This window comes from Thalassolituus pacificus (genome assembly GCF_025318105.1).
Classification (GTDB): Bacteria; Pseudomonadota; Gammaproteobacteria; order Pseudomonadales; family Oceanobacteraceae; genus Venatoribacter; species Venatoribacter pacificus.
Genome location: NZ_JAOANI010000019.1, coordinates 419196 through 440793, shown reverse-complemented (window position 1 = coordinate 440793; position 21598 = coordinate 419196). Strand labels below are relative to the sequence as shown.

Sequence of the window (21598 nt, the reverse complement as noted above, 5' to 3'; positions counted from 1 at the left end):
AATTCTGAGGTTGGATTCTTAAACAGGGCCCTGAAAAACAGGTGCGATATGAAAGATTTTTCGCAATTTAATGATCGTTATCAGTCAGATCTCGAAGGCTGTGCCTTCGAGACTCTGGCGGTGCGCGCCGGTCAGGTACGCAGTGCCGAATGTGAGCACTCGGAAGCGATTTTTCCAACCAGTAGTTATGTATTTAATTCTGCGGCGGAAGCGGCAGCACGTTTTGCCGGTGAATCGGCGGGTAACGTGTATTCACGTTACACCAATCCAACCGTACGCACTTTTGAAGACCGTTTGGCTGCGTTGGAAGGTGGTGAAGCCTGTGCGGCAACATCCTCAGGTATGGCCGCCATTTATGCCGTGGCGCTGGCTCACCTGAAAGCCGGTGATCACGTTTTGTGTTCGGCCAGTGTGTTCGGCAGCACCATTATGCTGTTCGAAAAATTCCTGCGTAAATTTAATGTGTCGATCGATTATGTCGACTTGCTGGATCTGAATGACTGGAAAAATAAAACCCGGGAAAATACGCGGTTATTTTTTCTGGAATCCCCATCCAATCCATTGAATGACGTGGCTGATCTGGAAGGCATTGCTGCAATCGCTAAAGCGGCTAACGCTTTATTTGTAGTTGATAACTGCTTCTGTACTCCGGCCCTGCAAAGACCCTTGCAGTGGGGCGCAGATCTGGTGGTGCATTCTGCAACTAAATACATCGATGGTCAGGGGCGCTGTGTTGGCGGTGCGGTTGTTGGTTCGGCAGAACTGATTGAACCTGTTGTTGGTGTGCTGCGTTCAGCGGGCCCGACCATGAGTCCGTTTAATGCCTGGGTATTTACCAAAGGTCTGGAAACCCTGTCGCTGCGCATGAAAGCGCACAGTGAAAATGCACTGCAGCTGGCGCAATGGCTGCAACAGCATCCTAACGTTAAAACCGTGAATTATTGCGGCCTGGAAAATCATCCGGGCTACGTTTTGGCGAAAAAACAGCAAAGTGGTTTTGGTGGTGTTTTATCGTTTGAAGTGACCGGTGGTCGTGATGAAGCCTGGCAGGTGGTGGACGCCACCCGCATGATTTCTATTACCGCCAACCTCGGCGATGTAAAAACCACCATCACTCATCCGGGCACTACCACGCATGGTCGTCTGAGTGAAGAAGAGCGGCAGAAGGCCGGTATTTCTCAGGCTTTACTGCGTGTTGCTGTGGGTCTGGAGAATATTGCTGATATTCAGCGTGATCTGGCGCGCGGTCTGGATGCTTTATAAATAGCTGTTCTGACCGGACCTGAACAATGGATATAGAAAACGGGTGCTGCGCAGGCAGTACCCGTTTTTTTTGTCTGTTTTCCGCACAACGGTCGGCCTGACCATTCTTTACGCGCGATACTGTGCTTCTTTCCTCAGCCTGAGTGTCTGCCCATTTCCCTGTGACGGCGAGTCACTTATGCTTGGGTTTTATTTATCGCAGTAACAGGAACCGCCATGACCACTCCGATTCAACGTGCGCTGGAGCAGCTCAGTGCTGTCATTCTTGGTAAAGAAGAGCAGCTCAAGCTGGCACTCAGTTGCCTGCTGGCCCGTGGTCATCTGTTGATCGAAGATTTGCCCGGAATGGGAAAAACCACGTTGTCACATGCTTTAGCGGGTGTGTTAGGGCTGAAATATAACCGCATTCAGTTCACCTCCGATTTATTACCGGCGGATATTCTTGGCGTCAGTATTTTTGAGCGCGAAGTGGGCTCCGATGTTGGCCGTTTCCGTTTTCATCCGGGGCCGGTATTTACCCAGCTGTTACTGGCGGATGAAATTAACCGGGCAACGCCTAAGGCGCAAAGTGCGCTGCTGGAGGCGATGGAAGAAGGTCAGGTAACGGTCGAAGGGGAAACCCGGCCATTGCCGCTGCCGTTTTTTGTCATCGCCACGCAAAACCCGGTATCACAATCGGGGACGTTTCCACTGCCGGAATCACAGCTTGACCGTTTTTTAATGCGTATTCAGTTGGGCTACCCGAACGAAAAAGCCGAGCGTGAATTACTCGAAGGCCGCGACCGCCGTACCATGGCCAGCAATCTGCAAGCGATGCTGAGCACGCAGGAACTGGCACAATTACAGCAGCAGGTAAATAACGTGCAGGCCTCGGCCAGCGTGCTGGATTATGTGCAGCGCATCATCGCCTTTACCCGCTACGAAGGTGGCTACCAGTATGGTCTGTCACCGCGTGGCGCGCTGGCGCTGTTACGCAGCGCCAAAGCCTGGGCTCTGGTGGATGGCAATCGTCAGCATTTGTTGCCGGAAGATATTCAGGCGGTATTACCCGCAGTGGTGGATCATCGTCTGGCTGAGGCCGCAGATGGCGGGGCACACAGCGTATCGCAGCGTATTCTGAATTCGGTGCCGGTTCTGGTATGACGTCATTGACCGGGCGCTGGCGTGAGCGCTGGAAGCGTTGGCTCGACCGGCGCATTCCGCCCGCGCCTCAGGTAACGCTTAATCATAAATCCATTTTTATCCTGCCGACGCGCACCGGGTTTTTGTTCACGCTGCTGTTGATTGTGTTGTTGCTCACCGCGATTAACTACCAGAACAGCCTGATTTACGGCCTGACGTTCTGGCTGTTCAGTGTGTCGCTGGCGGCGATGATGTTTACCTTTCGCAATCTGTCCGGACTGACGCTGGCTGCCGGGCGCGCGTATCCCTGTTTTGCCGGTGATGTGATTGAATTACCGCTGCGTTTAACGGCGGCAAAAAAACGCTACCACGAAGCGTTGTTGCTGGGTTTTCCCGACAATCCGTCCCAGCTGACGGACGTCGATACCGCGCAAACCCGCACGCTGGCACTGAGTTTTCGTACGGCCAAACGTGGCCCGCTGCAGGCCGAACGTCTGCGTCTGGATTCGCGTTTTCCGCTGGGCCTGTTCAATACCTGGACCTGGGTGAAACTCGACTTTAATGCACTGGTTTACCCCAGGCCGGAAACCGTGCCCTTTGTGTTTGCCAATGGCGAGCAGGGCGATCAGCTCATTGGCGCACCGTCGACCGTGTCCGGTCAGCAGGATTTTCAGGGGCTGCGTAATTACCAACCCGGCGACTCCATGCGCCAGATTGCCTGGAAACAGCTGGCCCGCGGCAAAGGTCTGGTTAGCAAAGACTTTGACCATGACGAAGGCGCAACCTGCTGGCTTGACTGGGATGTGCTGGCACCGCAGACAACCGAAGTAAGATTGTCGCGGTTGTGTGGCTGGGTGTTGCAGGCGCATCAGCTCGGCTGGCGTTATGGCCTGCGGCTGCCAGGTAAAGACATTGCCCCGGATCACAGCGATGGCCATCGTGATCGCTGTCTGGAAGCGCTGGCTCTGCATGGCTTTGACGGAGGTGAGCGATGAGCGCCAACCGTTATTCCAATACCGATCTGCAGATTCCGCGCAGCGCCTTGTTCTGGCTGCTGGGCAGTAATGTCGCCGCGTTGTTGCCACATTCACAGCATCTGCCGCTATGGATGTGGGGGCTGGCGCTGTTTGTTCTTATCTGGCGCGGCCTGACCCATCTTGGCCGTTTGTCCTACCCCAATCGCTGGGCCAAGGCGGTGGCGGTTGTTGCGGCGTCGGCTGCGGTGATCGTAGCGTTTGATAAAACCTTCACGCTGGAGAGTGCTGCGGCATTTCTGATTGCTGCCTGCCTGCTCAAACTGCTGGAAATGCGCAGTCGCCGTGACGGTTATGTGGTGATTTTTCTGGGGTATTTTCTGCTCGGTACCGGCTTTCTGTTTGATCAGGGCCTTCTGACGGGTTTATACGGCATTCTGACGGTATGGTTGCTGACCAGCGCCCTGGTTGCGTTGCATCAGAACAGTTTTACCCGCGATGCTGGCAGTGTACGGCGCAGCCGCCGGGCGGCAAAGCTGGCGGCCGGTATTCTGTTGATGTCGCTGCCGCTGATGCTGGTGCTGTATCTGCTGTTTCCGCGCCTGGCGCCGTTGTGGAGCATTGCGTTGCAATCGGGTAAGGCAAAAACCGGTTTGTCGGCAGAAATGGCACCGGGTGATATTGCCGAGCTCAGTCAATCTGATGAACTGGCTTTTCGCGTGTCGTTCAGCGATGGCCAGATACCGGCCCGTGATCAGCTTTACTGGCGTGCGTTAATTCTGGATAACTACGATGGTCGCCGCTGGCAGCCCAGTGGCGTGACGTCCGAGGTGCAGTGGTATCCGCAAAGCTGGCAACCCCCGGCGCAGGCAGAAGGGCTTATCCGTTACGACATCATCCAGGAAAGCACCGGTGAAAAGTGGCTGTTTTCTCTGCGGGGTGTGTCGGCTCAGGAAGAGCGTACCGGCATGACCATGGATGACCGTCTGGTTGCCAGGCGGCCGCTGCATGAACGCAAACGGTATCAGGCGCTGTCCTGGCCTTCGGTCAGCATCAGTGAAGACGGATTGGCCGGACTTGAAAAGCGTCAGAACCTGCAACTGCCGCGCGAGCGTAATCCGCAGGCGCTGGCCTGGGCGCAGCAGCGCCGTGCAGAGGCTGGCGATGATGCCGCTTACATCAATGGGTTGTTACGCCATTTCCGTGAGCAGGATTTTTACTACACCCTGAAACCACCGGTAATGGGCAGCGAGGAGATTGACGACTTTCTGTTTAATCAGCGCCGTGGTTTCTGTGCTCATTATGCTGGTGCGCTTGTATTCCTGGCTCGTGCCGCAGGGATTCCGGCTCGGGTGGTGTCCGGCTATCAGGGCGGTGAATGGAACGCCACCGACGGTTATTTAACCGTGCGTCAGTACGATGCCCACGCCTGGACGGAAGTGTGGCTCAGCGGACAAGGGTGGATACGGGTCGATCCGACCGCGGCGGTTGCGCCGCAGCGTATTGAGTTTGGGCTGGAACGTGCGGTCGCTGAAGAAGGAACCTTCCTGCAGGATAATCTGCTGTCGCCGCATCGCTTTAAAGGCGTCAGCTGGTTAAACCAGCTGCGCCTGCAGATGGACAGTCTGAATTATTACTGGCAACTGTGGGTGTTGTCGTATGACGGCAAGCGGCAGAAGAGTTTTCTCAATGGCTGGCTGGGGCTGGAAGACTACAAACAAGGACTTTATGTTCTGGGCGGCAGCTTTGGCGGTTTCTTCCTGCTGGCTTCGCTGATTGTCTGGTGGCGGCAGCGTCCGGCACCGTTGTCGCCGTTTATGCGCAGCTGGCAGCGATTGCAGGACAAAGGCCGCAAGTTGGGTATCGAGCCGCAGCCGGGTGAAACGGCCGCCAACTACCTGCAGCGGCTGGCGCAGCATTGCCCACAACAGAAAAGTTTACTGCTGTGGCTGGCGACAGAGATTAACCGGTTGCTCTATCAGCCACCGCCGGACCCACGCAGCGCACAGCAACAGCAGCACCAGCTGATACGTTCGCTGGCGAAAATACGGCGGCAGTTGCGCGCCGGTTAGCGTGCCGTTATTTCTTCTGCGGATGATCTGGCGTGTGGCCAGGCGCAGAAACAGCCATCACCAGCGACATTGGCAAACGGGCCGTAACCTTTTGTGCTCAGTTCGCGCACGATATTCGGGAAGAAGTCATCATTGGCGACGGTGCAAAGAGCGCCGAAACCATAAGCGCCAAAGTAACCCAGTTCACCTTGTGGGCTTAGCAGGGCCAGCGCCGGGCTGCTGGGCAGGGGCAAATCGATGCCTTGTGGCTGACGTATAACCTCCATTCGGCTGCCGTTCAGCTGCCGGAACTGTTGCAACTGCTCATCACTGGTGCCCGGTGCGGCAACCACAATAATGCGTAATTGATCGGCTTTAAACTGGCTGATCAGACCATCGAAATGGCGCTGACTGAGCTGGTTGCACAGGCAATCGGGGTTCCAGAAATGCAGCAGCGTTACCTGGTGGTTCGCCGCGGACAGCGCCGTTTGGTTTGACGGTAATTGCAGCAGCAGTGGTTGCAGCATCTGATTGATCTGACTGGCCTGCCAGAAGCGCGCATCGTCTGTGACGGCGACAAACGGACGGACGTTCTGCTGCTGAAACCACCACAGCCCGGCCATTGTTGCTGCTAACCAAATGCTCACCAGCACGGCGAGCCAGACGTTTTTAGCCGAACTGGCTGTCGTGGCATGGCCCGAATTTGGGCCATGAAACGGTGCAGAGTCAGCATGATCGCCAGGCTTTTGCGTTGGCTTGTGTGTCTGGTGTGAAGGAGCAGTCATAGGGCCGGTTCCGCAGATCGCCATTGTTGTGTGGCCGGCAGTATACCGTATGCGCGAGGAGCTTTTCCTGCGCTGCCGGAGCATTAGGGGCAGTGATTATGGTGGTGGATCTTGCGGATTTATTCCTTTTAGCCTTTATACCGTTATCCAATGGTCTGTTTCTTCTGCTTTTTGCGCAGGACTGGGGTGGGGCGGCGTTGTGTCGGGCAATCAGATAGTTTCAGGCTCATCTGATTGGTTACCCAGCGTCAGGTAGTCGCTACAGCGCAATCTGGATAGCATTTAGCGGCCGAATCGTTAGGATACGCACTCTATTACCTAATCACTCAGAGTTTATGACCGATACCTCTTTGCCAGTGAGTGCATCGCAGCCACAGCCCGCATCCAGCCCCTGGATTTATTCGTTATCGTCCGGGCAAACAGATGCGCAACTGCTGCACAGCGATGTACCGGTATTGCTCGATTTCTGGGCCAGCTGGTGCGCGCCATGCCGGGCGATATTGCCGCTGCTTGAGAAGCAGGTGAGCGAGCTGCAGGGGCAGGTGCTGTTGTTCAAAGTGGATGCTGATCAATCGCCGGAACTGCTGCAGCGTTTTGCCGTGCACAGCTTGCCTGCGGTATTGTTGCTGCAGAAAGGAAAAGAGGTTGATCGCTTTCAGCAGACACTGAGTGAGCCGCAGATTCGCGCTTTTATTCAGCCCTGGCTGGTTGCGCCGGATCTGCGTATCCGTCAGGTGCGTGACCTGTTGCGTCAGGCAGAGCAGGCATTTGCAACAGGGCAGGCCGAAAGGGCGATGCGGCGGTTGCAGCAGGTGTATGCATCAACCGCCGGACAGGAAGGTATGCTGGCCCAGGTGCTGGCTGATTTGTTGAATGCAGTACTGGCAGGCATACGCCAGCAGCCCATGGGAAGTGCTGTACGGCGCGGGTTATTACAGCAAGCGCAGCAATGGCTGGCGGATGCCGGGTTCGCTCTGCTGCGTGATCCCCGGGTGCAGCAGGCGCAGGCGCGTCTGGCCTTGCTTGAGCATGAACCGCATTCTGATGAAATTGCCACATTGCGCCAGCGGTTAGCGCATTTCTCAAATGCCAGTAAGGATGCCGATCAGGTTGGAGAAACCGCATTACTACTGGCCTCAGCGCTGGCCGCGGCGGCTGATTACCGCGATGCGCTGGATGTTCTGATGGCGTTTCTGCAAACGAGCAATCCGGTAGCATCTGCGGCTCTGCGACAGCGGGTTCAGGCGCGGCTGATTGAAATAATCGATATCCTGCCGGACCGGGTACTGGCGAATCAGTACCGGCGCCAGTTATTTGCGCTGAATGTATTCTGAAACCAGATGGACTTGGTATTTGGTTTTTATTTCTTTTTCTTTTGGCCTTAGTTATTAGCCTCTGAGTTAATGTATGTCTTTTAAAATATTCGCCAGTGCGGCGGCGATGCTGATTACTTTCAGTGCATTTTTACCCTACATCCGAGATGTGTTGGCGAATCGCGTGCAGGCCCATGTTTTTTCCTGGGTGATCTGGGGGATTACCACTCTGGTGGTGTTTTTTGCGCAGCTCACCGATAACGGCGGAGCAGGTGCCTGGGCGATAGGATTATCGGCGACTGTTACCTTATTTATTGCCTTACTGGCGTTTTTGAAACGCGGCGATCTGGCGATTACAACGATGGATTGGTTGTTTTTTATTGCGGCATTATCGTCGTTGCCATTGTGGTTTTTCAGTGAATCCGCGCTGATGGCAGTGGTGGTGTTAACGGCGGTTGATTTGTTGGGGTTTGGCCCAACATTGCGTAAAGCCTGGTTTCAGCCACATAAAGAATCGCTCGGTTTTTTTGCCCTCTTTTTATTGCGCAATGTGTTGGTGGTGGCAGCACTGGAACATTATTCCTGGATCACATTACTGTTCCCGCTCACCGTTGCCCTGGCCTGTATTGCGCTGATGCTGATTGTTGTGCTGCGCCGCCGGCAGTTAAGCCGGACGACGTCTGTCGGTTTATAACCGGATTAAAGCCCGAGCTGACGGGCGGCCAGATCGCGCATGATTTCTTCCGAACCACCGCCAATTGCATTAACCCGCACTTCGCGGTAAATGCGTTCACTTTTACAGCCACGCATATAACCGGCACCGCCTAATATCTGCAATGCTTCGCGAGCGCAGAATTCCATCACCATCGTTGCCTGTACTTTTAACAGGGCAATATCGGCGGGTCTGGCTTTGCCGTTCTGGATCTGCCAGGCGCAGCTGTCCATATACGCCTGAGTTGCATTTACCTGACGCACCATTTCGGCAAATTTGTGGCGGATAACCTGATGTTTACTGAGTGGCTTACCAAAGGTTTTACGCTCTTTTGCCCAAGTGGCGGCTTCTTCGATACAGACTTTGGCACTGGCGAGAGCACCGGCGGTTAATGCCAGTCGTTCATTATTAAAATTATGCACAATGGGCATAAAGCCCTGATTTTCGCCGCCGATTAAATTTTTGGCTGGGACGCGGACGTTATCAAAATACAGTGTGGCGGTATCGGAGCACCACCAGCCCTGCTTTTTATTTAATGGCGTACGGCTGAAACCGGCGGCATCGGCCGGCACAAGAATCATGGATATGCCGCCAACCCCCTCGCCACCGGTGCGCACTGCAACGGTATACCAATCGGCGCGCATGCCACCGGTGATAAAGGTTTTGCTGCCGTTAATAATATAGTCGTCGCCATCACGCACCGCGCTGGTGCTGAGGTTGGCAACGTCTGAGCCACCACCGGGTTCGGTAATGGCCAGAGAAATGTGTTTTTCACCGCGCAATACTGGCGCAATAACCATGTCTTTTAAATAGTCGCTGCCAAAATGAACGACCGGTGGCAAACCGATGCCATGCACCATGAGCGTGGCATAAATCCCTCCGGCACCGGTACGGTTGAGTTCTTCGACGGCCACAATGGTGTGAAAAATATCGGTGCCTTCACTCAGGCCACCGTATTGTTCCGGATAGCCTAATTGCAGCAGGCCCACATCGGCGGCTTTATCCCAAAGGGATTGAGGGAGATCGCAGGCTTCCTCCCATTCATCAACATTGGGCATGATTTCGCGTTCGACAAATTTACGCAGCTGGCTGCGCCATTCAGCATGATGTTCGTTGTAATACGGGCTGGCTAAACGCAGTGAGTCAAAAGTCAGCATGTTGTGGCTCCATCCATTATTGATTGTTTTTCAGCACGTCGGGTAATTCATAACGATGAAAACCGTTAAAAGATTCACTGTTGGTGGCGGGTTTATCCGGCAGTGGAATAATGGCCGGTGCTGAACCCATCGACGAACCACCATCGACACGCAGACAGACGCCGCTGATAAAATTCGCCCCTTCACTTAATAAAAAGCACACGGCCGAACTGATTTCTGCTTCGGTAGCGATGCGCTTTAACGGTACATGATGGCGCAGGTTACGGATGGTTTTCTGCATTGCCGGGCTGTAGGTATCAAAGCCACTGGAGGCGACCCACCCGGGCGCTACGGCATTAACCCGTACGCCGCTTTTACCCCATTCCCAGGCGGCGGTTTTGGTGATGTTTTCAACCCCGGCGCGGGCGGCACCGGAATGGCCCATGCCCGGCATGCCATTGAGATTGTCAGCGGTCATATTGACGATGGCACCGCCGTGTTTTTGCATCGACTGGCGGTACACTTCACGCATCATCAGAAACGTGCCGGTGAGGTTGGTATTCAAAACCGCTTCAAAACCTTTTTTATTAATAAATTCGAGCGGGGAAGGGAACTGCCCTCCGGCATTATTAAACAGGCCGGCAATCGGACCGTGTTCAGTCACGATGGCATTAATGGTGCTGACAACGGCGTCTTCATCACGGATGTCGAGGCTGTAATAACAGGCCTGACCACCGTCTTGTTGGATTTCCGCCTGCACTTTCTGCAGTTTTTCTTCGTTGCGGCCAATTAACACAAGGTTTGCGCCTAAAGAAGCAAGCTCGTGGGCTGTGCAGCGGCCAATACCGCTGCCTCCACCAGATACCAACAGCGTCTTACCGGCGAAAATATCGGCGCGCAGCGTGGATTGATACGGCATAAAAAACATTCCCCGTGGTGTGTATTGATGATTGTGTCAGTCTGAACTTGAACCGTTATGGTTTTTGAAGTTACCAAGCAAGTGCTTGGTAGGCAACGGTTGGTTGTCGCCATCGGTTTTCATTTATACCGTTATCCATGTTGCGGCCGTGTGAGGCTTGGTTAGTTTCGCAATGGCCTGAGCTGCAAAGCAAACAGAGCGTGGAGATTAACCTCCTAATGTCCGGCGGCAATTGCATTTATTTATACCGTTATCTTTGTATTGTTTTTCCTATCAGTCCTTAAGCGTCCTGAAAGTCCGGCAGGTGGACTGTTAGTATTTTCTGCATAGGGTGTTCAGCGCTTCAGGGTTATCAGCGGCCACCCGCAACGGCATAATGTGCTCTTTGATTCACTATTGGGGACGGCGTGATGCAGAAACAGCCATTAGGTAACAGCGATTTACAGGTGACCAAACTTTGTCTGGGCACCATGACCTGGGGTGAGCAAAACACAGAAGCCCAAGCGCATGAGCAAATGGATTACGCGCTGGAGCGTGGCATTAACTTCTTCGATACCGCTGAGATGTATCCGGTGCCGCCTAAGGGAGAAACCCAGGGGCGCACTGAGCAATACATCGGCAGCTGGTTTGCCAGAAGCGGAAATCGCGACAAGGTGATTCTGGCCAGTAAAGTGGCAGGCCCCGGCGACTGGATGACCCATATCCGTAATGGTCCGCAACTGACCCGCGCACATATCCGTGAAGCGGTTGAAAGCAGCCTGCGACGTTTACAGACCGATTATATCGATCTCTATCAGCTGCACTGGCCGGCACGACCAACCAACTTTTTTGGCAAGCTCGGCTATGAGCATCAGGAGGCGGAAACAACACCGCTGGAAGAAACGCTGAGTGCGCTGCAGGAGTTAATCCACGAAGGCAAAATCCGCCATTACGGTCTGTCCAACGAAACCGCCTGGGGCACAATGAAAGTGCTGCAGATCGCTGATCAGAATCAGTGGGCACGGCCTCTGAGTGTTCAGAATCCTTATAATCTGCTGAACCGTAGCTACGAGGTGGGCCTGGCGGAAGTCTCTCACCGTGAACAGGTTGGTTTATTAGCGTATTCGCCGCTGGCCTTTGGTGTGCTGAGTGGTAAATACCTGAACGGCCAGTTGCCGCCTGAAGGCCGCATTACATTGTTTGAACGTTTCAGCCGTTATAAGGGCGAACATGCGGAACAGGCAGTGCAGAAATACGTCGACCTGGCAGCGGATCTGGGGATCAGTCCGGTGACTCTGGCGCTGGCCTTTGTTACTCAGCAGGGTTTTGTCACTTCGAATATTATTGGCGCAACCACCATGGCGCAGCTGCAGGAAAATATTGATTCGTCGGATGTGGTATTAACGGCGGAGATACTTGAGCGCATTAATGCTATTCATAAAGTGCATTCCAATCCTTGCCCCTGATTCAATACACTTTGCCTTTAAGGCGCCGTACGAAAACGCCCGTGGAATAATCTGCGGGCGTTTTTCTCTGTTTTGTCCTTTTTCTTTTTGTATCTCTTTTTCTCGTATTAATTTCTTTTTCTCGTATTAATTTCTTTTTATTTTACTGACTTCTGTTTCCGTTCTGCGCAATTGCGCAGAATTTTCTGTTTCTCCTCAGCGCTGGCTGCTTGCCAGATCAGAATTTCACGCATTGATCGGTAACATCCCATGCAAATGTCGTCATTATCCAGGCAGCAGTTACGGATGCAGGGCGATGCTTTTATCGGAGAATGATCCGCGCGATGTGTCATCGTATTGGCTCTGGTCATCAGGGTGTGTACTCAGGTTGTTATTGCGCCATGCTGACGCCATTTTTTCCGTTGCGTTTAACCTGATACATGGCTTTATCGGCAGCATTGATTAACGTTTTCAGGTCATGGCCATTATCCGGAAACAGGGCAACTCCAATGCTGGCGCCAATGGGGATATTGCCCTGATGAGTCGCAACGGGTCTGGCCAATATGGATGTCATTTTTTCGGCAAAGCTCAGTGCATCCTGCTTTGATCTGATATCCAGCTGCAGGGCAACAAATTCATCACCACCAGAACGGGCGAGTAAATCTGAAACTCGCAGGCTGCTTTTCAGGCGCTGAGCGACTTCTTTTAATACCTGATCGCCAATCTCGTGTCCGTAGGTATCGTTAACGGTTTTAAATCCATCCAGATCAATAAACATGACGGCCAGTTTTTCCTGTTTACGCTGCGCATGGGCAATGTGAGCGGCGGCAAGATCCTGAAATAAATGTAAGGTCGGCAGTCCGGTCAGTGCTTCGTAGTAGGCCATCTGTTGCAGTTTTTCTTGCGCGTCACGGGCATCCTGCAGGGCTTTATGCAGTGAAGTAACATCGTATTCCGACATCAGAATCAGAAAATCACCACTCAGCGGATGGCGGGTAATGCGGATGTCCAGCGTATGGTCACGCAGTCCGGCAGAGGTTTGCATGCGGTGAGTCCAGCGGCCGCCCTGTTCGGCGATGGCTTTTTCCAGACAGTGGGCGCCTTCTGCCGGGTCGGCAAAACGTGCTGTAAATTCCGTAATACCATCCCTCAGTGCCGCGGTATTAATCTGTTTATAGGCTTCAGTGGCCGCCGGGTTTTCGATCACCATCGCGCCGTCAAAAGTGAAGCTGGTGACCAGTACATTGGTGTAACGCATGGCTTCGACCAGCAGCAGATTTTCCGGTGTTTCGCCCAGATTCACTTCTTCGTTGATGTAGGCAATGATGCCGCGGTGTTTGTCCGGGCCGAGCAACACGGCGCGGTGCATCATGTGCAGGGTTTTTGGCTTGCCGTTAGGGTAGGTGGTCCAGGGATCGATGGTCAGCCCCTGGCGGGCCGCCAGTTCAAAGGTTTGTGCGGTGCGGTCTTTGGCTCCCTGAGTATCACCGGACAGATCTTTATTAATCAGGTCATCGACGGTCTTCAGGCCCCAGAAATCAATGGCTGCCTGATTTCCCCACCACCAGCCATGACGGTCGAGATCAAAAATCCAGACAACATTGGGGATCAGCTCATACAGGCGCAGTTCGTCGCGACTCTGAATATGCACCAGATGGCTGTAGCTGTTTTCCATTCAACGGGTCCTGTGTTGTTTTGCTTATGCTCTTTTATCTTCAAACTTTAGCATTGGTTATCGCGGCCTGAAGACCCGGCGCTGTCTTTCTGCATTATTGGTTGCGGTTGTTGCCATTCAGCCAGCTGCAGACACCATCACCGGCGTGTTTACCGCTGGCAAAACAGGCGGTTAATAAATAGCCGCCGGTCGGTGCTTCCCAGTCGAGCATTTCACCGGCAACAAAGACACCGGGCAGGGCTTTAAGCATTAGATGCTCATTCACGGATGCCTGGGTAATGCCGCCGGCGCTGCTGATGGCTTCGGCGATTGGCCGTGTGGCGGTTGGGCAGGGTAATGGCATGGATTTTAACGCGCTGGTGACAGCCTGATGATCGTGCAGATCAAGCTCCGGGCAGCATTCTTTCAGCAGGGCATTAGTGATTGCCGGCAGATTCAGTTTTTTGCGCAGTACATTGGCGAAGCTCATGCCTTTACGTGGTTGCTGCAGCTTGCTGAGGACCTGTTCATAGCTGTTCTGTGGCAGCCAGTCGAGCCAGAGTTGTGCGGGCTGGTTGGCATGCTTCTCTGCTTGATTGCTCAGCATCAGGTCGCGCAGCGGGGCGCTCAGGGCATACACCAGACTGCCTTCAATACCATACTGACTGACGATAAATTCGCCTTTGCGCGTCCATGGCTGGCCATGGATATCAGTCAGCGACAGGGCAATGTTTTTCAGCGGCGTGCCGGCAAGACGCTCAAGTATATACTCGCTCCAGGGCAATTCGAAACCACAGTTGCTGGGCAGCAGCGGTGCAATGCTGACGCCTTGTTGCGTCAGCAGACTACACCACTGGCCGTCGGAGCCGAGACGCGGCCAGCTGGCGCCGCCTAAGGCCAGAACCACAGCATCGAACTGCTCGCGCTTGTCGCCCTCCGGCGTGCTGAAACACCAGGTTTGTTTGCCGTTTTCCATTTGCCAGCCCTGCCAGCGATGACGCGGATGAATGCTGACGCCCTGTGAGCGCAGGCGGTGCAGCCAGGCGCGCAGCAGCGGAGCGGCTTTCATGTCTTTGGGAAACACGCGGTTGGAGGTGCCGATAAAGGTTTCGATACCCAGTTCATGAATCCAGCTACGCAGATTATCCGGGCTAAAATCATCCAGCATCGGCCGCAGCCATTGGCTGGCGTTGCCGTAACGGCTGACAAAATCTGCGTAATCTTCGGCGTGGGTAATGTTCATCCCACCGACACCTGCGAGCAGAAATTTGCGCGCCACACTCGGCATGGCATCAAACACCTCAACGGCCAGCCCCTGGCGGGCTATGCGTTCGGCGGCCATCAGACCGGCGGGACCGGCACCAATAACAGCAATGCGCGGTGAGGCAGAAGAGGAAGTACTGATGCTCATGTTTGTCCGGACTGTGTGGGCGGGCAGAAAACCGGCAGTTTATCATGTTGCACCTGGATTGCTGCAGTCGCGGTCTTAGTCTGAGGGCAGTCCGGCATAGCGCCAGCTGCGGAAATCATCGTATTGCTCGCTGCTGATGTAATCTTTAAAGCGCATATCGCGCAGAATACGCTGCATCTTTTTACGCAGGCTGGGTGACCAGTTGCCGTTTTGCACCAGCGTATAGTGGTAGCGCCGTGGCGATGGCAGCAGCAGTGCGAGAAAAGCACCTTCGGCGGCATTCAGATCGGCGGCGGATTTGCGGAAATAATAATGGCTGGCGGCGGCGATGCCATACAGATTCGGGCCAAACTCGGCCATGTTCAGGTACAGCTCCAGAATCTGATTTTTGCTCAGCGCCTGCTCCAGATGACGGGTAGCGACCAGCTCCTGAAATTTGCGGGTCAGGGTTTTACCGTTATCAAGAAACAGGTTTTTAGCGGTTTGCTGGCTGATGGTGCTGGCACCGTATTTCCACTGCCGTTGTTTGATGTTTTCGCCGAGGGCGGCGAGCAGGGCATCGTAATCCATGCCGTGATGACTGAAAAAATCGGCATCTTCACTTAATACCACTGCATACACGAGATTGCGGTTGATGGCGTCCAGCGGTAGCCAGTGTGGCGTCATGATGTCAATGCCAGTGGCCTGATCAAGGCGTTGTTGCGTGAGGCTGATGGCCTGCTGTTGCAGGTTGGTCATGGTGAGCTGGCTGGCAGGGGGAACATCCTGCAGCAGCCAGTTCAGCCAGGCGATGGATGACAACACCAACAGCCAGAACAAGGCGCCGGTCAGCAGCAACAAACGGGTCAGCCAGCGGCGCGGATAGTCAAGCCAGTAGAGTAAGGAATGAGGCAATCTGACGCTCCTGTGATTGGATTACAGAGCGTCATCGCGTTGTCTGCTTAGTCGTAAAACCGGCCGCCTGAGGTTGGCGGCCAGAATATCAGGCGCTGGCAGGCCGTGTGTCCGGGCGATGACTGACCCTGTACAAACGATAGCCCAATGCCACCGCCGCAGCGCTTAATCCGATCACTAATCCACTCCAGAAACCTTTGGCTCCCATGGTGGTTTGCTCGCCGAACGCCAGCCAGTATCCCAGTCCAAGGCCAATTAACCAGTACGCGACAAAGGTAATCAGCATCACCGCTACGGTGTCTTTATAGCCACGCAGAGCGCCTGCGGCCGCAACCTGTATCGCGTCTGACAGCTGGAATACGGCGGCAAACAACAGCAAGCCTGCGGCGGTGGAGACAACCGCCGGGTCGGGTGAGTACAGACGGGCAATGCTGGCCGAGAACAGCACCATCAGGCTGGCATTGAGCAGGGCAATGCCAAGGTTCAGGCCAATACCAATCCAGGCGGTACGGCGCGCCAGCACATACTGGCCAGAGCCCAGCCAATGACCAACACGCACCGTTAAGGCCATGCCCAGGCTGAGCGGGATCATAAAGGTCAGCGATGACAGATTCAGCGCCACCTGGTGGCCAGCAACAATGGTCGGACCCAGTTCGGTCAGAAACAGCGCAATCACTGTAAACAGGCTGACTTCAAAGAAAATCGCAACGCCGATAGGCACGCCGATCTGCAGCATTTCTTTAACCTGCGCTTTCAGCGGGCGCAGCACATGGCTCCATAGCGGGTAGTCGTGCGGTAATCGTCTCTTGCGGGTGTTACGCGCCATGGCGATTGCCATGCCCGCGAATATCAGACTGGAGCCAATACCACAGCCCACGCCACCCAGTTCCGGCATGCCGAATAAACCGTAGACAAACACCGCATTGGCGGGGATGTTCATCAACAGTCCGGTCAGCATAATGCGGGTAACCTGGCCGGGCTCGTTCAGTGCCTCAGCGTAGAAACGATAAGCCAGGAAAATACCGGCGCCGGGCATACCAAAGGCGATGGCGAGGGTGTAGTCGGCGGCGATGCGGGCGGTAACCGGGTCATCCACCAGCATGGGCAGCGCCGAAGAGCCAGCCCACAGCAGCAGGCCCGATAGGCTGCCCAGAACGATACCCACCCACAGGGCGGCCGCCAGCAGGTTGGGCAGTTCGTTATTGCGGCGCGCCGCATTCAGGCCGGAGGCCAGTGGTGACAGCGCCACCAGTACACCGGCCAGAAACAGCCAGGTGGGCAGCCACAGGCTGGTGCCGATAGCCACTGCGGCCAGATCGCGGGTGCTGACATAGCCCGACATCAGGGTGTCAACGGTGCCCATGCCGATCTGTGCCAGTTGAGTAGCAAGAATAGGGAAAGTCAGTTTAAGCAGGGCTCTTATTTCTTGAGCTTTGAACGTCATGCCGGTAGTGTCCGTGCGCTGCTCAGAAGACTGAGCGGCGATAGAGTCGCAGGGGACAACAGCGCTGGCTGCGAATACAAAAAGTACGCTGTTGAGAGGGTGCGCATTTTGCCCTGATTCCCTGATGCAAGCCAGAGTTGTTCTGTGATTCTTGTGTGATTGTATTGTGAATTCATTGTTGCTGAGTTATGACCGTAGCCCTCGATATTAACGACCTTATTCCGCTGTTTAACCGCTTGTTTCTGCAATCGGAAAATACCCTGCTGGTTGCCGGTGGCGATGAACCCATTTATCAGCCGGCCGATGAGCACCATCCGCATCACCGGCTGATCTTCGCTCATGGGTTCTACGAGTCGGCACTGCATGAAATCAGCCACTGGTGCATTGCCGGGCCTGAGCGGCGCAAACAGGTCGATTTTGGTTACTGGTATGAGCCGGATGGCCGCAGTGCACAGCAGCAGCGCGCCTTCGAGCAGGTTGAGATAAAACCTCAGGCGGTGGAGTGGATTCTGTCAGAGGCCTGTGGCCGGCGCTTTTATGTCAGCACCGACAACCTGAATGGCGATCCCGCCGCCGTGGAGGCAGGGCTGGCGCGTTTTCGCCAGGCAGTCCGCGAGCAGGCGTGTCTCTATCTGACGCATGGCCTGCCGCCACGGGCAGAAGTATTAAAAAAGGCGCTGTTAGATTATTATCAGCGCCAGTCACTATTTGGTGTGCACTTGTTTGCACCGGAATGATCAAGAAGCGGAGTAGCTTTTGTTAAAGAAATTTTTACAGGCCGTAACCGGTAAAAAACAACCGGCAGGGAAAAACAGTTCAGGTGGTAAGCCTGCAACGCAGGCCAGACCTGCTAAAAAGCCCGCAGATATCAGCGGCAAAGACAATAAAAATGCCAAGCGCGGCGGTAAGAAAAGTAACCAGCCGGCGAAAGACACCCATCAGGCAGCGCATCAGCCCCATCATGGCGCTCCGGCTGAGGCGAAAAAGTCTCAGCAGAAATCGGCAGGCAAGCGCAAAGTTGTCGACGATACCCCTTGGTCAATTGATGACTTTAAAGTGGAAGCAGACCCGACGAAAACACGTTTCCACGATATGGATCTGCCGGATTCCGTGATGCGCGGTATTCATGCACTGGGTTTCCAGTATTGCACCCCGATTCAGGCCGAAAGTCTGCCGGCGGCGTTGCGTGGCCGCGATACCATTGGCCAGGCGCAGACCGGTACCGGTAAATCCGCGGCTTTCCTGCTGACCATTCTCAATCGTTTGCTGACGGTTAAACCGGAAGAGCGCTTCGCCAGTGAGCCACGGGCGCTGGTGATTGCACCGACCCGTGAACTGGTCATGCAAATCGGTAAAGACGCTGAAGGTCTGGCCAAGTACACCGGCCTGAACGTGGTGACCATCGTCGGCGGTATGGATTACGAGAAGCAGCGCGCTCAGTTGCGTAATAATGTGGTCGATGTACTGGTCGCGACGCCGGGCCGCCTGATCGACTTTATGCGCAGCCAGGATGTGTTTCTTGATCAGATTGAAGTGCTGGTACTGGACGAAGCCGACCGTATGCTCGATATGGGCTTTATCCCGGATGTACGCCGCATTGTGCGTGCAACGCCAACCAAAGATCAGCGCCAGACTCTGCTGTACTCCGCCACGTTTAACTACGATGTGCGCATTCTGATTGATCAGTGGACCACCGATCCGCTGGAAGTGGTGATTGAACCTGAACACGTCGCCACCGACCGTGTCGAACAGCGCTGTTATCTGGTGGCTGAAAGCGAAAAATATAAGCTGCTGGAACAGGTGCTGGCCGATGAGAAACCCGAGCGCTGTATCATCTTCGCCAACCGTCGTGACCTGACCCGTAACCTGTGTGACAAACTCAACAAAAATGGCCATGTGGCCGTACTGTTGTCGGGTGAAGTGGCACAGGAGAAACGTATTCGTACGCTGGAACGTTTCCGCTCCGGTCATGTGAGAATTCTGGTGGCCACCGATGTCGCCGGGCGGGGTATTCACGTTGATGCGGTCAGTCACGTGATTAACTACACCCTGCCGGAAGATCCACAGGATTACGTCCACCGTATCGGTCGTACCGGGCGTGCCGGGGCAAAAGGGGTGTCGGTCAGCTTTATTTCCGAAGACGATGCGTTCGTACTGCCGGATCTGGAGAAATATCTGGGTACCAAGCTGGAACTGACTCAGCCCTGAGGCGGCGAAGCAGATACAGAACGGATGCCACAGGACAGGTTAAACCGTTATTGAACAGGAGCTGCTGACGGATGCAATCGCCGTTAACACGGTTGTCCCGATTAACCCGCGACAACGCCTCCCGCCAACGCTGCGGAAAGGGCAGGATGCTTCTTCAACCGCTACTGCTTGTATCGTTGCTTGCTGCGCTGCCATTGCCAGCGGCCGCTGACGCGCCGTTGGCTGAATTGGCGGACGCTGCTGCTGCCAGTCTGGTGACACCAGAATGGGCCGAACGTTATCTCTACAGCCGCAATTCAGCCCTGCTCGACGACAGTTTTAATGACCATGTGATGTCGTTTTATTACTTTGGCCGGGTAGCGCAGCGCACGCTGATCGGTCTTGAGCGGGTACGCGGTGATGACTACGAGCAATTCTTCAGCCTGCTGGTGTTTGAAGACACCCATCTGCTGGGCTACTACCGCAATGTTCTGAGTTTTCCATCCGGAGTATCGGACTCGGGCGATGTGCAATTTCCGCGGGGTGTGAATGCCCATCTGCAGGGCAGCGATGCGCTGCTGAATATTGCGCTGCCCGCCTTCAGTGCGTTGTGTCAGCGTCAGCGTGGCTCACAGACGCAGGCTCTGGCAGAGCTGTGCGTGCCATGGACAGCTGTTCATTCGCAATAATTTGCTGAATCAACCAATCCGGATCATCCATCGGCAGGTCGTGGCCTGCTTTTGCGTGGGTGAGCAGGGTTTTCTGCCAGCGCTCGGCAATACGGCGCGTACAGGCCGCATCCACCAGCCGGTCGTGCTGACTGTTATAAAAAAATACTTCTTCAGAAGGGGCTTGTGCCGGGCCGCGAAAATGACTGGCGGCCAGTAGCTGTGCTAATCCGTTACGCATGGATAGCGGGTGAGTCGCGGCATAATCACGCCACAGCGGCAACAGGCCGGCGCTGTCTTTCATGTTCAGCGTCCAGTGCAGAATGGCCGTTTCAAGCTTATCCGAGCTGTGCAAACTGTACAGAAAACTCAGCAGTGGCGGAATTTTCATGCGTTGCCACGGGGGAGCGAAATTACTGAAGCTGGTGTTGATCAGGTGCAGACGAGCAACTTCCTGTGGGAAGCAGCGCGCCCATTCGGTTGCGATCATTGCCCCCATCGAAACGGCCACCAGCACCAGCGGCCGCTTATTGTCGGGACTGAGGTTCGCCACCTGCTGGCGGATATCGAGCATCATGCGGTGAATGCTGAGCGGAGTTTTATCGCGGAAGCGTTCGCCATTACCGGCCAGCTCCGGCAACAGCAGTGCGGGTGGTGCTAATTGCTGCTGTTGCAGTTGATTGAGCAACTGGTCGGGGAAGGCGCCCCAGTGAAAGCGACTGCGGATCAGACCGCGGATCAGCACCCACTCGGGCCTGTTGTTGTGTTGATTATCCTGCTGAGCATCCATGCGCATATCAGGTTTACCAGAGGTCGAAGTAGCGGTGCACACTGAACTGCAGTGTAGTGCCCGCATCGTAGGCTGAACTTAAGTTGGTGCGGTCGATGCTGAGGCGGTAGTCATAAGGGCCGTAACTGCGTTCGACCCCCACACGGAACTGCCAGTAGTCATCTTTGTTGCCGCCGCCGAAATTGAAATCGTCGCTGATTTCCAGATAACGGTGCTGAGCGGTAAACAGCTCAATTGAAAAGCTGTCAGTCTGGATGGTATAGCCCAATTCCAGGCTGCGTTTGGCAAAACCGGAGTCGAGGTATGCTTCACTGTGACGCCAGCCCAGCGTCAGCGCGTCGTCGACCAGCAGGCGCAGCGACCCTTCGCTGTAAGCCTGGTCATTGATACTGGCATCACCGGCAAAGGTGTAGCGGGTGGCGGAAACGTCAACGGCGATGCCATCACTCAGCGGCAGATACAGACCGGCAAAGGCATCGTGCTCATAGGTGGCATGATCGCCTTTGCGGTCCAGGCCCGAAGACCAGAGGCCAGTATAAAAACCGCTGTCATGACGAAAGGTAAGGCCCCCTTGCAAGGCTGCGTTGCCACCGGTCTGGCTGACACCGTCACGAACGTATTCTGAGGTCAGGCCCAGATTGGCATTCAGGTCGGCGTGGACGGTGGAGGCTGCCAGCGTCATCAGAGCGGCAGAGGCAGTAAGCAGAGGGCGGAATACAGACATGTGACTAGCGCTTTCCGTTAGTAATCAGATAAAGGCCGCTATCATACGATGTTTCGGCGGCGCTGTGATGTGTTTGTAGTGGCTTATGCCGCGTTTTTACTCTTACCGGAGCGCAGTTATCCGCTCA

20 protein-coding genes are annotated in these 21598 nt (G+C 54.8%); 10 read left to right on the top strand and 10 right to left on the bottom strand.

Annotated features, from left to right (window positions below):
• Window positions 1–48: 48 nt before the first annotated feature.
• The 4 genes from NYR02_RS12650 (at window position 49) to NYR02_RS12635 (ending at window position 5431) form a co-directional block, all read left to right on the top strand.
• Window positions 49–1263 carry an O-succinylhomoserine sulfhydrylase gene (locus tag NYR02_RS12650; RefSeq protein ID WP_260976714.1) on the top strand — a complete coding sequence of 405 codons (1215 nt, stop codon included), beginning with the start codon at window positions 49–51 and terminating at the stop codon, window positions 1261–1263.
• A gap of 216 nt (window positions 1264–1479) precedes the next feature.
• Window positions 1480–2406 (top strand): AAA family ATPase, encoded by a 927-nt coding sequence (locus NYR02_RS12645; protein ID WP_260976713.1) that lies wholly within the window; start codon window positions 1480–1482, stop codon window positions 2404–2406.
• A complete protein-coding gene (locus tag NYR02_RS12640; RefSeq protein ID WP_260976712.1) occupies window positions 2403–3380 on the top strand; it encodes a DUF58 domain-containing protein in 978 nt (325 codons plus the stop codon). Before NYR02_RS12645 ends, NYR02_RS12640 begins: the two co-directional genes overlap by 4 nt.
• Window positions 3377–5431 (top strand): transglutaminase TgpA family protein, encoded by a 2055-nt coding sequence (locus NYR02_RS12635; protein ID WP_260976711.1) that lies wholly within the window; start codon window positions 3377–3379, stop codon window positions 5429–5431. The genes NYR02_RS12640 and NYR02_RS12635 overlap by 4 nt, the downstream gene beginning before the upstream one ends.
• On the opposite strand, the gene NYR02_RS12630 is transcribed toward NYR02_RS12635, so the two are convergent.
• A complete protein-coding gene (locus tag NYR02_RS12630) occupies window positions 5428–6195 on the bottom strand; it encodes a DUF6436 domain-containing protein (RefSeq protein WP_260976710.1) in 768 nt (255 codons plus the stop codon). The genes NYR02_RS12635 and NYR02_RS12630 overlap by 4 nt on opposite strands.
• A gap of 335 nt (window positions 6196–6530) precedes the next feature.
• On the opposite strand from NYR02_RS12630, the gene NYR02_RS12625 reads away from it, so the two are divergent.
• Both NYR02_RS12625 and NYR02_RS12620 read left to right on the top strand, forming a co-directional pair.
• Window positions 6531–7529, top strand: a complete 999-nt coding sequence (locus tag NYR02_RS12625; protein ID WP_260976709.1) for a tetratricopeptide repeat protein — start codon at window positions 6531–6533, stop codon at window positions 7527–7529.
• Window positions 7530–7602: 73 nt separating this feature from the next.
• Complete coding sequence (locus NYR02_RS12620) at window positions 7603–8202, top strand: hypothetical protein (RefSeq protein WP_260976708.1); 600 nt, start codon at window positions 7603–7605, stop codon at window positions 8200–8202.
• Between the two features lie 5 nt (window positions 8203–8207).
• On the opposite strand, the gene NYR02_RS12615 is transcribed toward NYR02_RS12620, so the two are convergent.
• The gene (locus NYR02_RS12615) at window positions 8208–9377 is read right to left on the bottom strand and encodes an acyl-CoA dehydrogenase family protein (RefSeq protein WP_260976707.1); all 1170 of its coding nucleotides are present in this window, start codon (window positions 9375–9377) and stop codon (window positions 8208–8210) included.
• A gap of 16 nt (window positions 9378–9393) precedes the next feature.
• Complete coding sequence (locus NYR02_RS12610; RefSeq protein ID WP_260976706.1) at window positions 9394–10275, bottom strand: SDR family oxidoreductase; 882 nt, start codon at window positions 10273–10275, stop codon at window positions 9394–9396.
• Between the two features lie 410 nt (window positions 10276–10685).
• Here NYR02_RS12610 and NYR02_RS12605 point away from each other — a divergent pair, with 410 nt between their 5' ends.
• The gene (locus NYR02_RS12605) at window positions 10686–11720 is read left to right on the top strand and encodes an NADP(H)-dependent aldo-keto reductase (RefSeq protein ID WP_260976705.1); all 1035 of its coding nucleotides are present in this window, start codon (window positions 10686–10688) and stop codon (window positions 11718–11720) included.
• A 137-nt stretch (window positions 11721–11857) separates the two neighbouring features.
• On the opposite strand, the gene NYR02_RS12600 is transcribed toward NYR02_RS12605, so the two are convergent.
• The 5 genes from NYR02_RS12600 to NYR02_RS12580 form a co-directional block, all read right to left on the bottom strand.
• A complete protein-coding gene (locus NYR02_RS12600) occupies window positions 11858–12052 on the bottom strand; it encodes a DUF1289 domain-containing protein (RefSeq protein ID WP_260976782.1) in 195 nt (64 codons plus the stop codon).
• A 38-nt stretch (window positions 12053–12090) separates the two neighbouring features.
• On the bottom strand, window positions 12091–13374 hold the full coding sequence (locus NYR02_RS12595) for a GGDEF domain-containing protein (protein WP_260976704.1): 1284 nt from the start codon (window positions 13372–13374) through the stop codon (window positions 12091–12093).
• Between the two features lie 94 nt (window positions 13375–13468).
• Window positions 13469–14764 carry a BaiN/RdsA family NAD(P)/FAD-dependent oxidoreductase gene (locus NYR02_RS12590; RefSeq protein ID WP_260976703.1) on the bottom strand — a complete coding sequence of 432 codons (1296 nt, stop codon included), beginning with the start codon at window positions 14762–14764 and terminating at the stop codon, window positions 13469–13471.
• Window positions 14765–14839: 75 nt separating this feature from the next.
• Window positions 14840–15658 (bottom strand): monofunctional biosynthetic peptidoglycan transglycosylase, encoded by an 819-nt coding sequence (gene mtgA, locus NYR02_RS12585; RefSeq protein WP_260976702.1) that lies wholly within the window; start codon window positions 15656–15658, stop codon window positions 14840–14842.
• Window positions 15659–15746: 88 nt separating this feature from the next.
• Window positions 15747–17102, bottom strand: a complete 1356-nt coding sequence (locus NYR02_RS12580; RefSeq protein WP_260976701.1) for an MATE family efflux transporter — start codon at window positions 17100–17102, stop codon at window positions 15747–15749.
• A 188-nt stretch (window positions 17103–17290) separates the two neighbouring features.
• On the opposite strand from NYR02_RS12580, the gene NYR02_RS12575 reads away from it, so the two are divergent.
• From NYR02_RS12575 to NYR02_RS12565, 3 genes are all read left to right on the top strand, one after another.
• Window positions 17291–17839 (top strand): elongation factor P hydroxylase, encoded by a 549-nt coding sequence (locus NYR02_RS12575; protein WP_260976700.1) that lies wholly within the window; start codon window positions 17291–17293, stop codon window positions 17837–17839.
• Window positions 17840–17858: 19 nt separating this feature from the next.
• A complete protein-coding gene (gene rhlB / locus NYR02_RS12570; RefSeq protein WP_260976699.1) occupies window positions 17859–19310 on the top strand; it encodes an ATP-dependent RNA helicase RhlB in 1452 nt (483 codons plus the stop codon).
• Between the two features lie 146 nt (window positions 19311–19456).
• Window positions 19457–19978, top strand: coding sequence for a hypothetical protein (locus tag NYR02_RS12565; RefSeq protein WP_260976698.1), 522 nt, complete (start codon window positions 19457–19459; stop codon window positions 19976–19978).
• On the opposite strand, the gene NYR02_RS12560 is transcribed toward NYR02_RS12565, so the two are convergent.
• The gene (locus NYR02_RS12560) at window positions 19890–20753 is read right to left on the bottom strand and encodes an alpha/beta fold hydrolase (protein ID WP_260976697.1); all 864 of its coding nucleotides are present in this window, start codon (window positions 20751–20753) and stop codon (window positions 19890–19892) included. The two genes, NYR02_RS12565 and NYR02_RS12560, sit on opposite strands and share 89 nt — an antisense overlap.
• A 7-nt stretch (window positions 20754–20760) precedes the next feature.
• Window positions 20761–21471: a TorF family putative porin gene (locus tag NYR02_RS12555; protein WP_260976696.1), complete on the bottom strand. Its 711-nt coding sequence runs from the start codon at window positions 21469–21471 to the stop codon at window positions 20761–20763.
• Between the last annotated feature and the right edge of the window lie 127 nt (window positions 21472–21598).

Excerpts from the sequence above, each read along its gene's own strand:
- NYR02_RS12600 (WP_260976782.1), bottom strand. The coding sequence starts at position 12,052 with ATGACACATCGCGCGGATCATTCTCCGATAAAAGCATCGCCCTGCATC.
- NYR02_RS12590 (WP_260976703.1), bottom strand. The coding sequence starts at position 14,764 with ATGAGCATCAGTACTTCCTCTTCTGCCTCACCGCGCATTGCTGTTATT.
- NYR02_RS12615 (WP_260976707.1), bottom strand. The coding sequence starts at position 9,377 with ATGCTGACTTTTGACTCACTGCGTTTAGCCAGCCCGTATTACAACGAA.
- NYR02_RS12640 (WP_260976712.1), top strand. The coding sequence starts at position 2,403 with ATGACGTCATTGACCGGGCGCTGGCGTGAGCGCTGGAAGCGTTGGCTC.
- NYR02_RS12630 (WP_260976710.1), bottom strand. The coding sequence starts at position 6,195 with ATGACTGCTCCTTCACACCAGACACACAAGCCAACGCAAAAGCCTGGC.
- NYR02_RS12560 (WP_260976697.1), bottom strand. The coding sequence starts at position 20,753 with ATGCGCATGGATGCTCAGCAGGATAATCAACACAACAACAGGCCCGAG.
- NYR02_RS12565 (WP_260976698.1), top strand. The coding sequence starts at position 19,457 with ATGCTTCTTCAACCGCTACTGCTTGTATCGTTGCTTGCTGCGCTGCCA.
- NYR02_RS12605 (WP_260976705.1), top strand. The coding sequence starts at position 10,686 with ATGCAGAAACAGCCATTAGGTAACAGCGATTTACAGGTGACCAAACTT.
- NYR02_RS12620 (WP_260976708.1), top strand. The coding sequence starts at position 7,603 with ATGTCTTTTAAAATATTCGCCAGTGCGGCGGCGATGCTGATTACTTTC.
- NYR02_RS12555 (WP_260976696.1), bottom strand. The coding sequence starts at position 21,471 with ATGTCTGTATTCCGCCCTCTGCTTACTGCCTCTGCCGCTCTGATGACG.
- NYR02_RS12595 (WP_260976704.1), bottom strand. The coding sequence starts at position 13,374 with ATGGAAAACAGCTACAGCCATCTGGTGCATATTCAGAGTCGCGACGAA.
- NYR02_RS12575 (WP_260976700.1), top strand. The coding sequence starts at position 17,291 with ATGACCGTAGCCCTCGATATTAACGACCTTATTCCGCTGTTTAACCGC.
- NYR02_RS12635 (WP_260976711.1), top strand. The coding sequence starts at position 3,377 with ATGAGCGCCAACCGTTATTCCAATACCGATCTGCAGATTCCGCGCAGC.
- NYR02_RS12610 (WP_260976706.1), bottom strand. The coding sequence starts at position 10,275 with ATGCCGTATCAATCCACGCTGCGCGCCGATATTTTCGCCGGTAAGACG.
- NYR02_RS12645 (WP_260976713.1), top strand. The coding sequence starts at position 1,480 with ATGACCACTCCGATTCAACGTGCGCTGGAGCAGCTCAGTGCTGTCATT.
- NYR02_RS12580 (WP_260976701.1), bottom strand. The coding sequence starts at position 17,102 with ATGACGTTCAAAGCTCAAGAAATAAGAGCCCTGCTTAAACTGACTTTC.
- NYR02_RS12650 (WP_260976714.1), top strand. The coding sequence starts at position 49 with ATGAAAGATTTTTCGCAATTTAATGATCGTTATCAGTCAGATCTCGAA.
- NYR02_RS12625 (WP_260976709.1), top strand. The coding sequence starts at position 6,531 with ATGACCGATACCTCTTTGCCAGTGAGTGCATCGCAGCCACAGCCCGCA.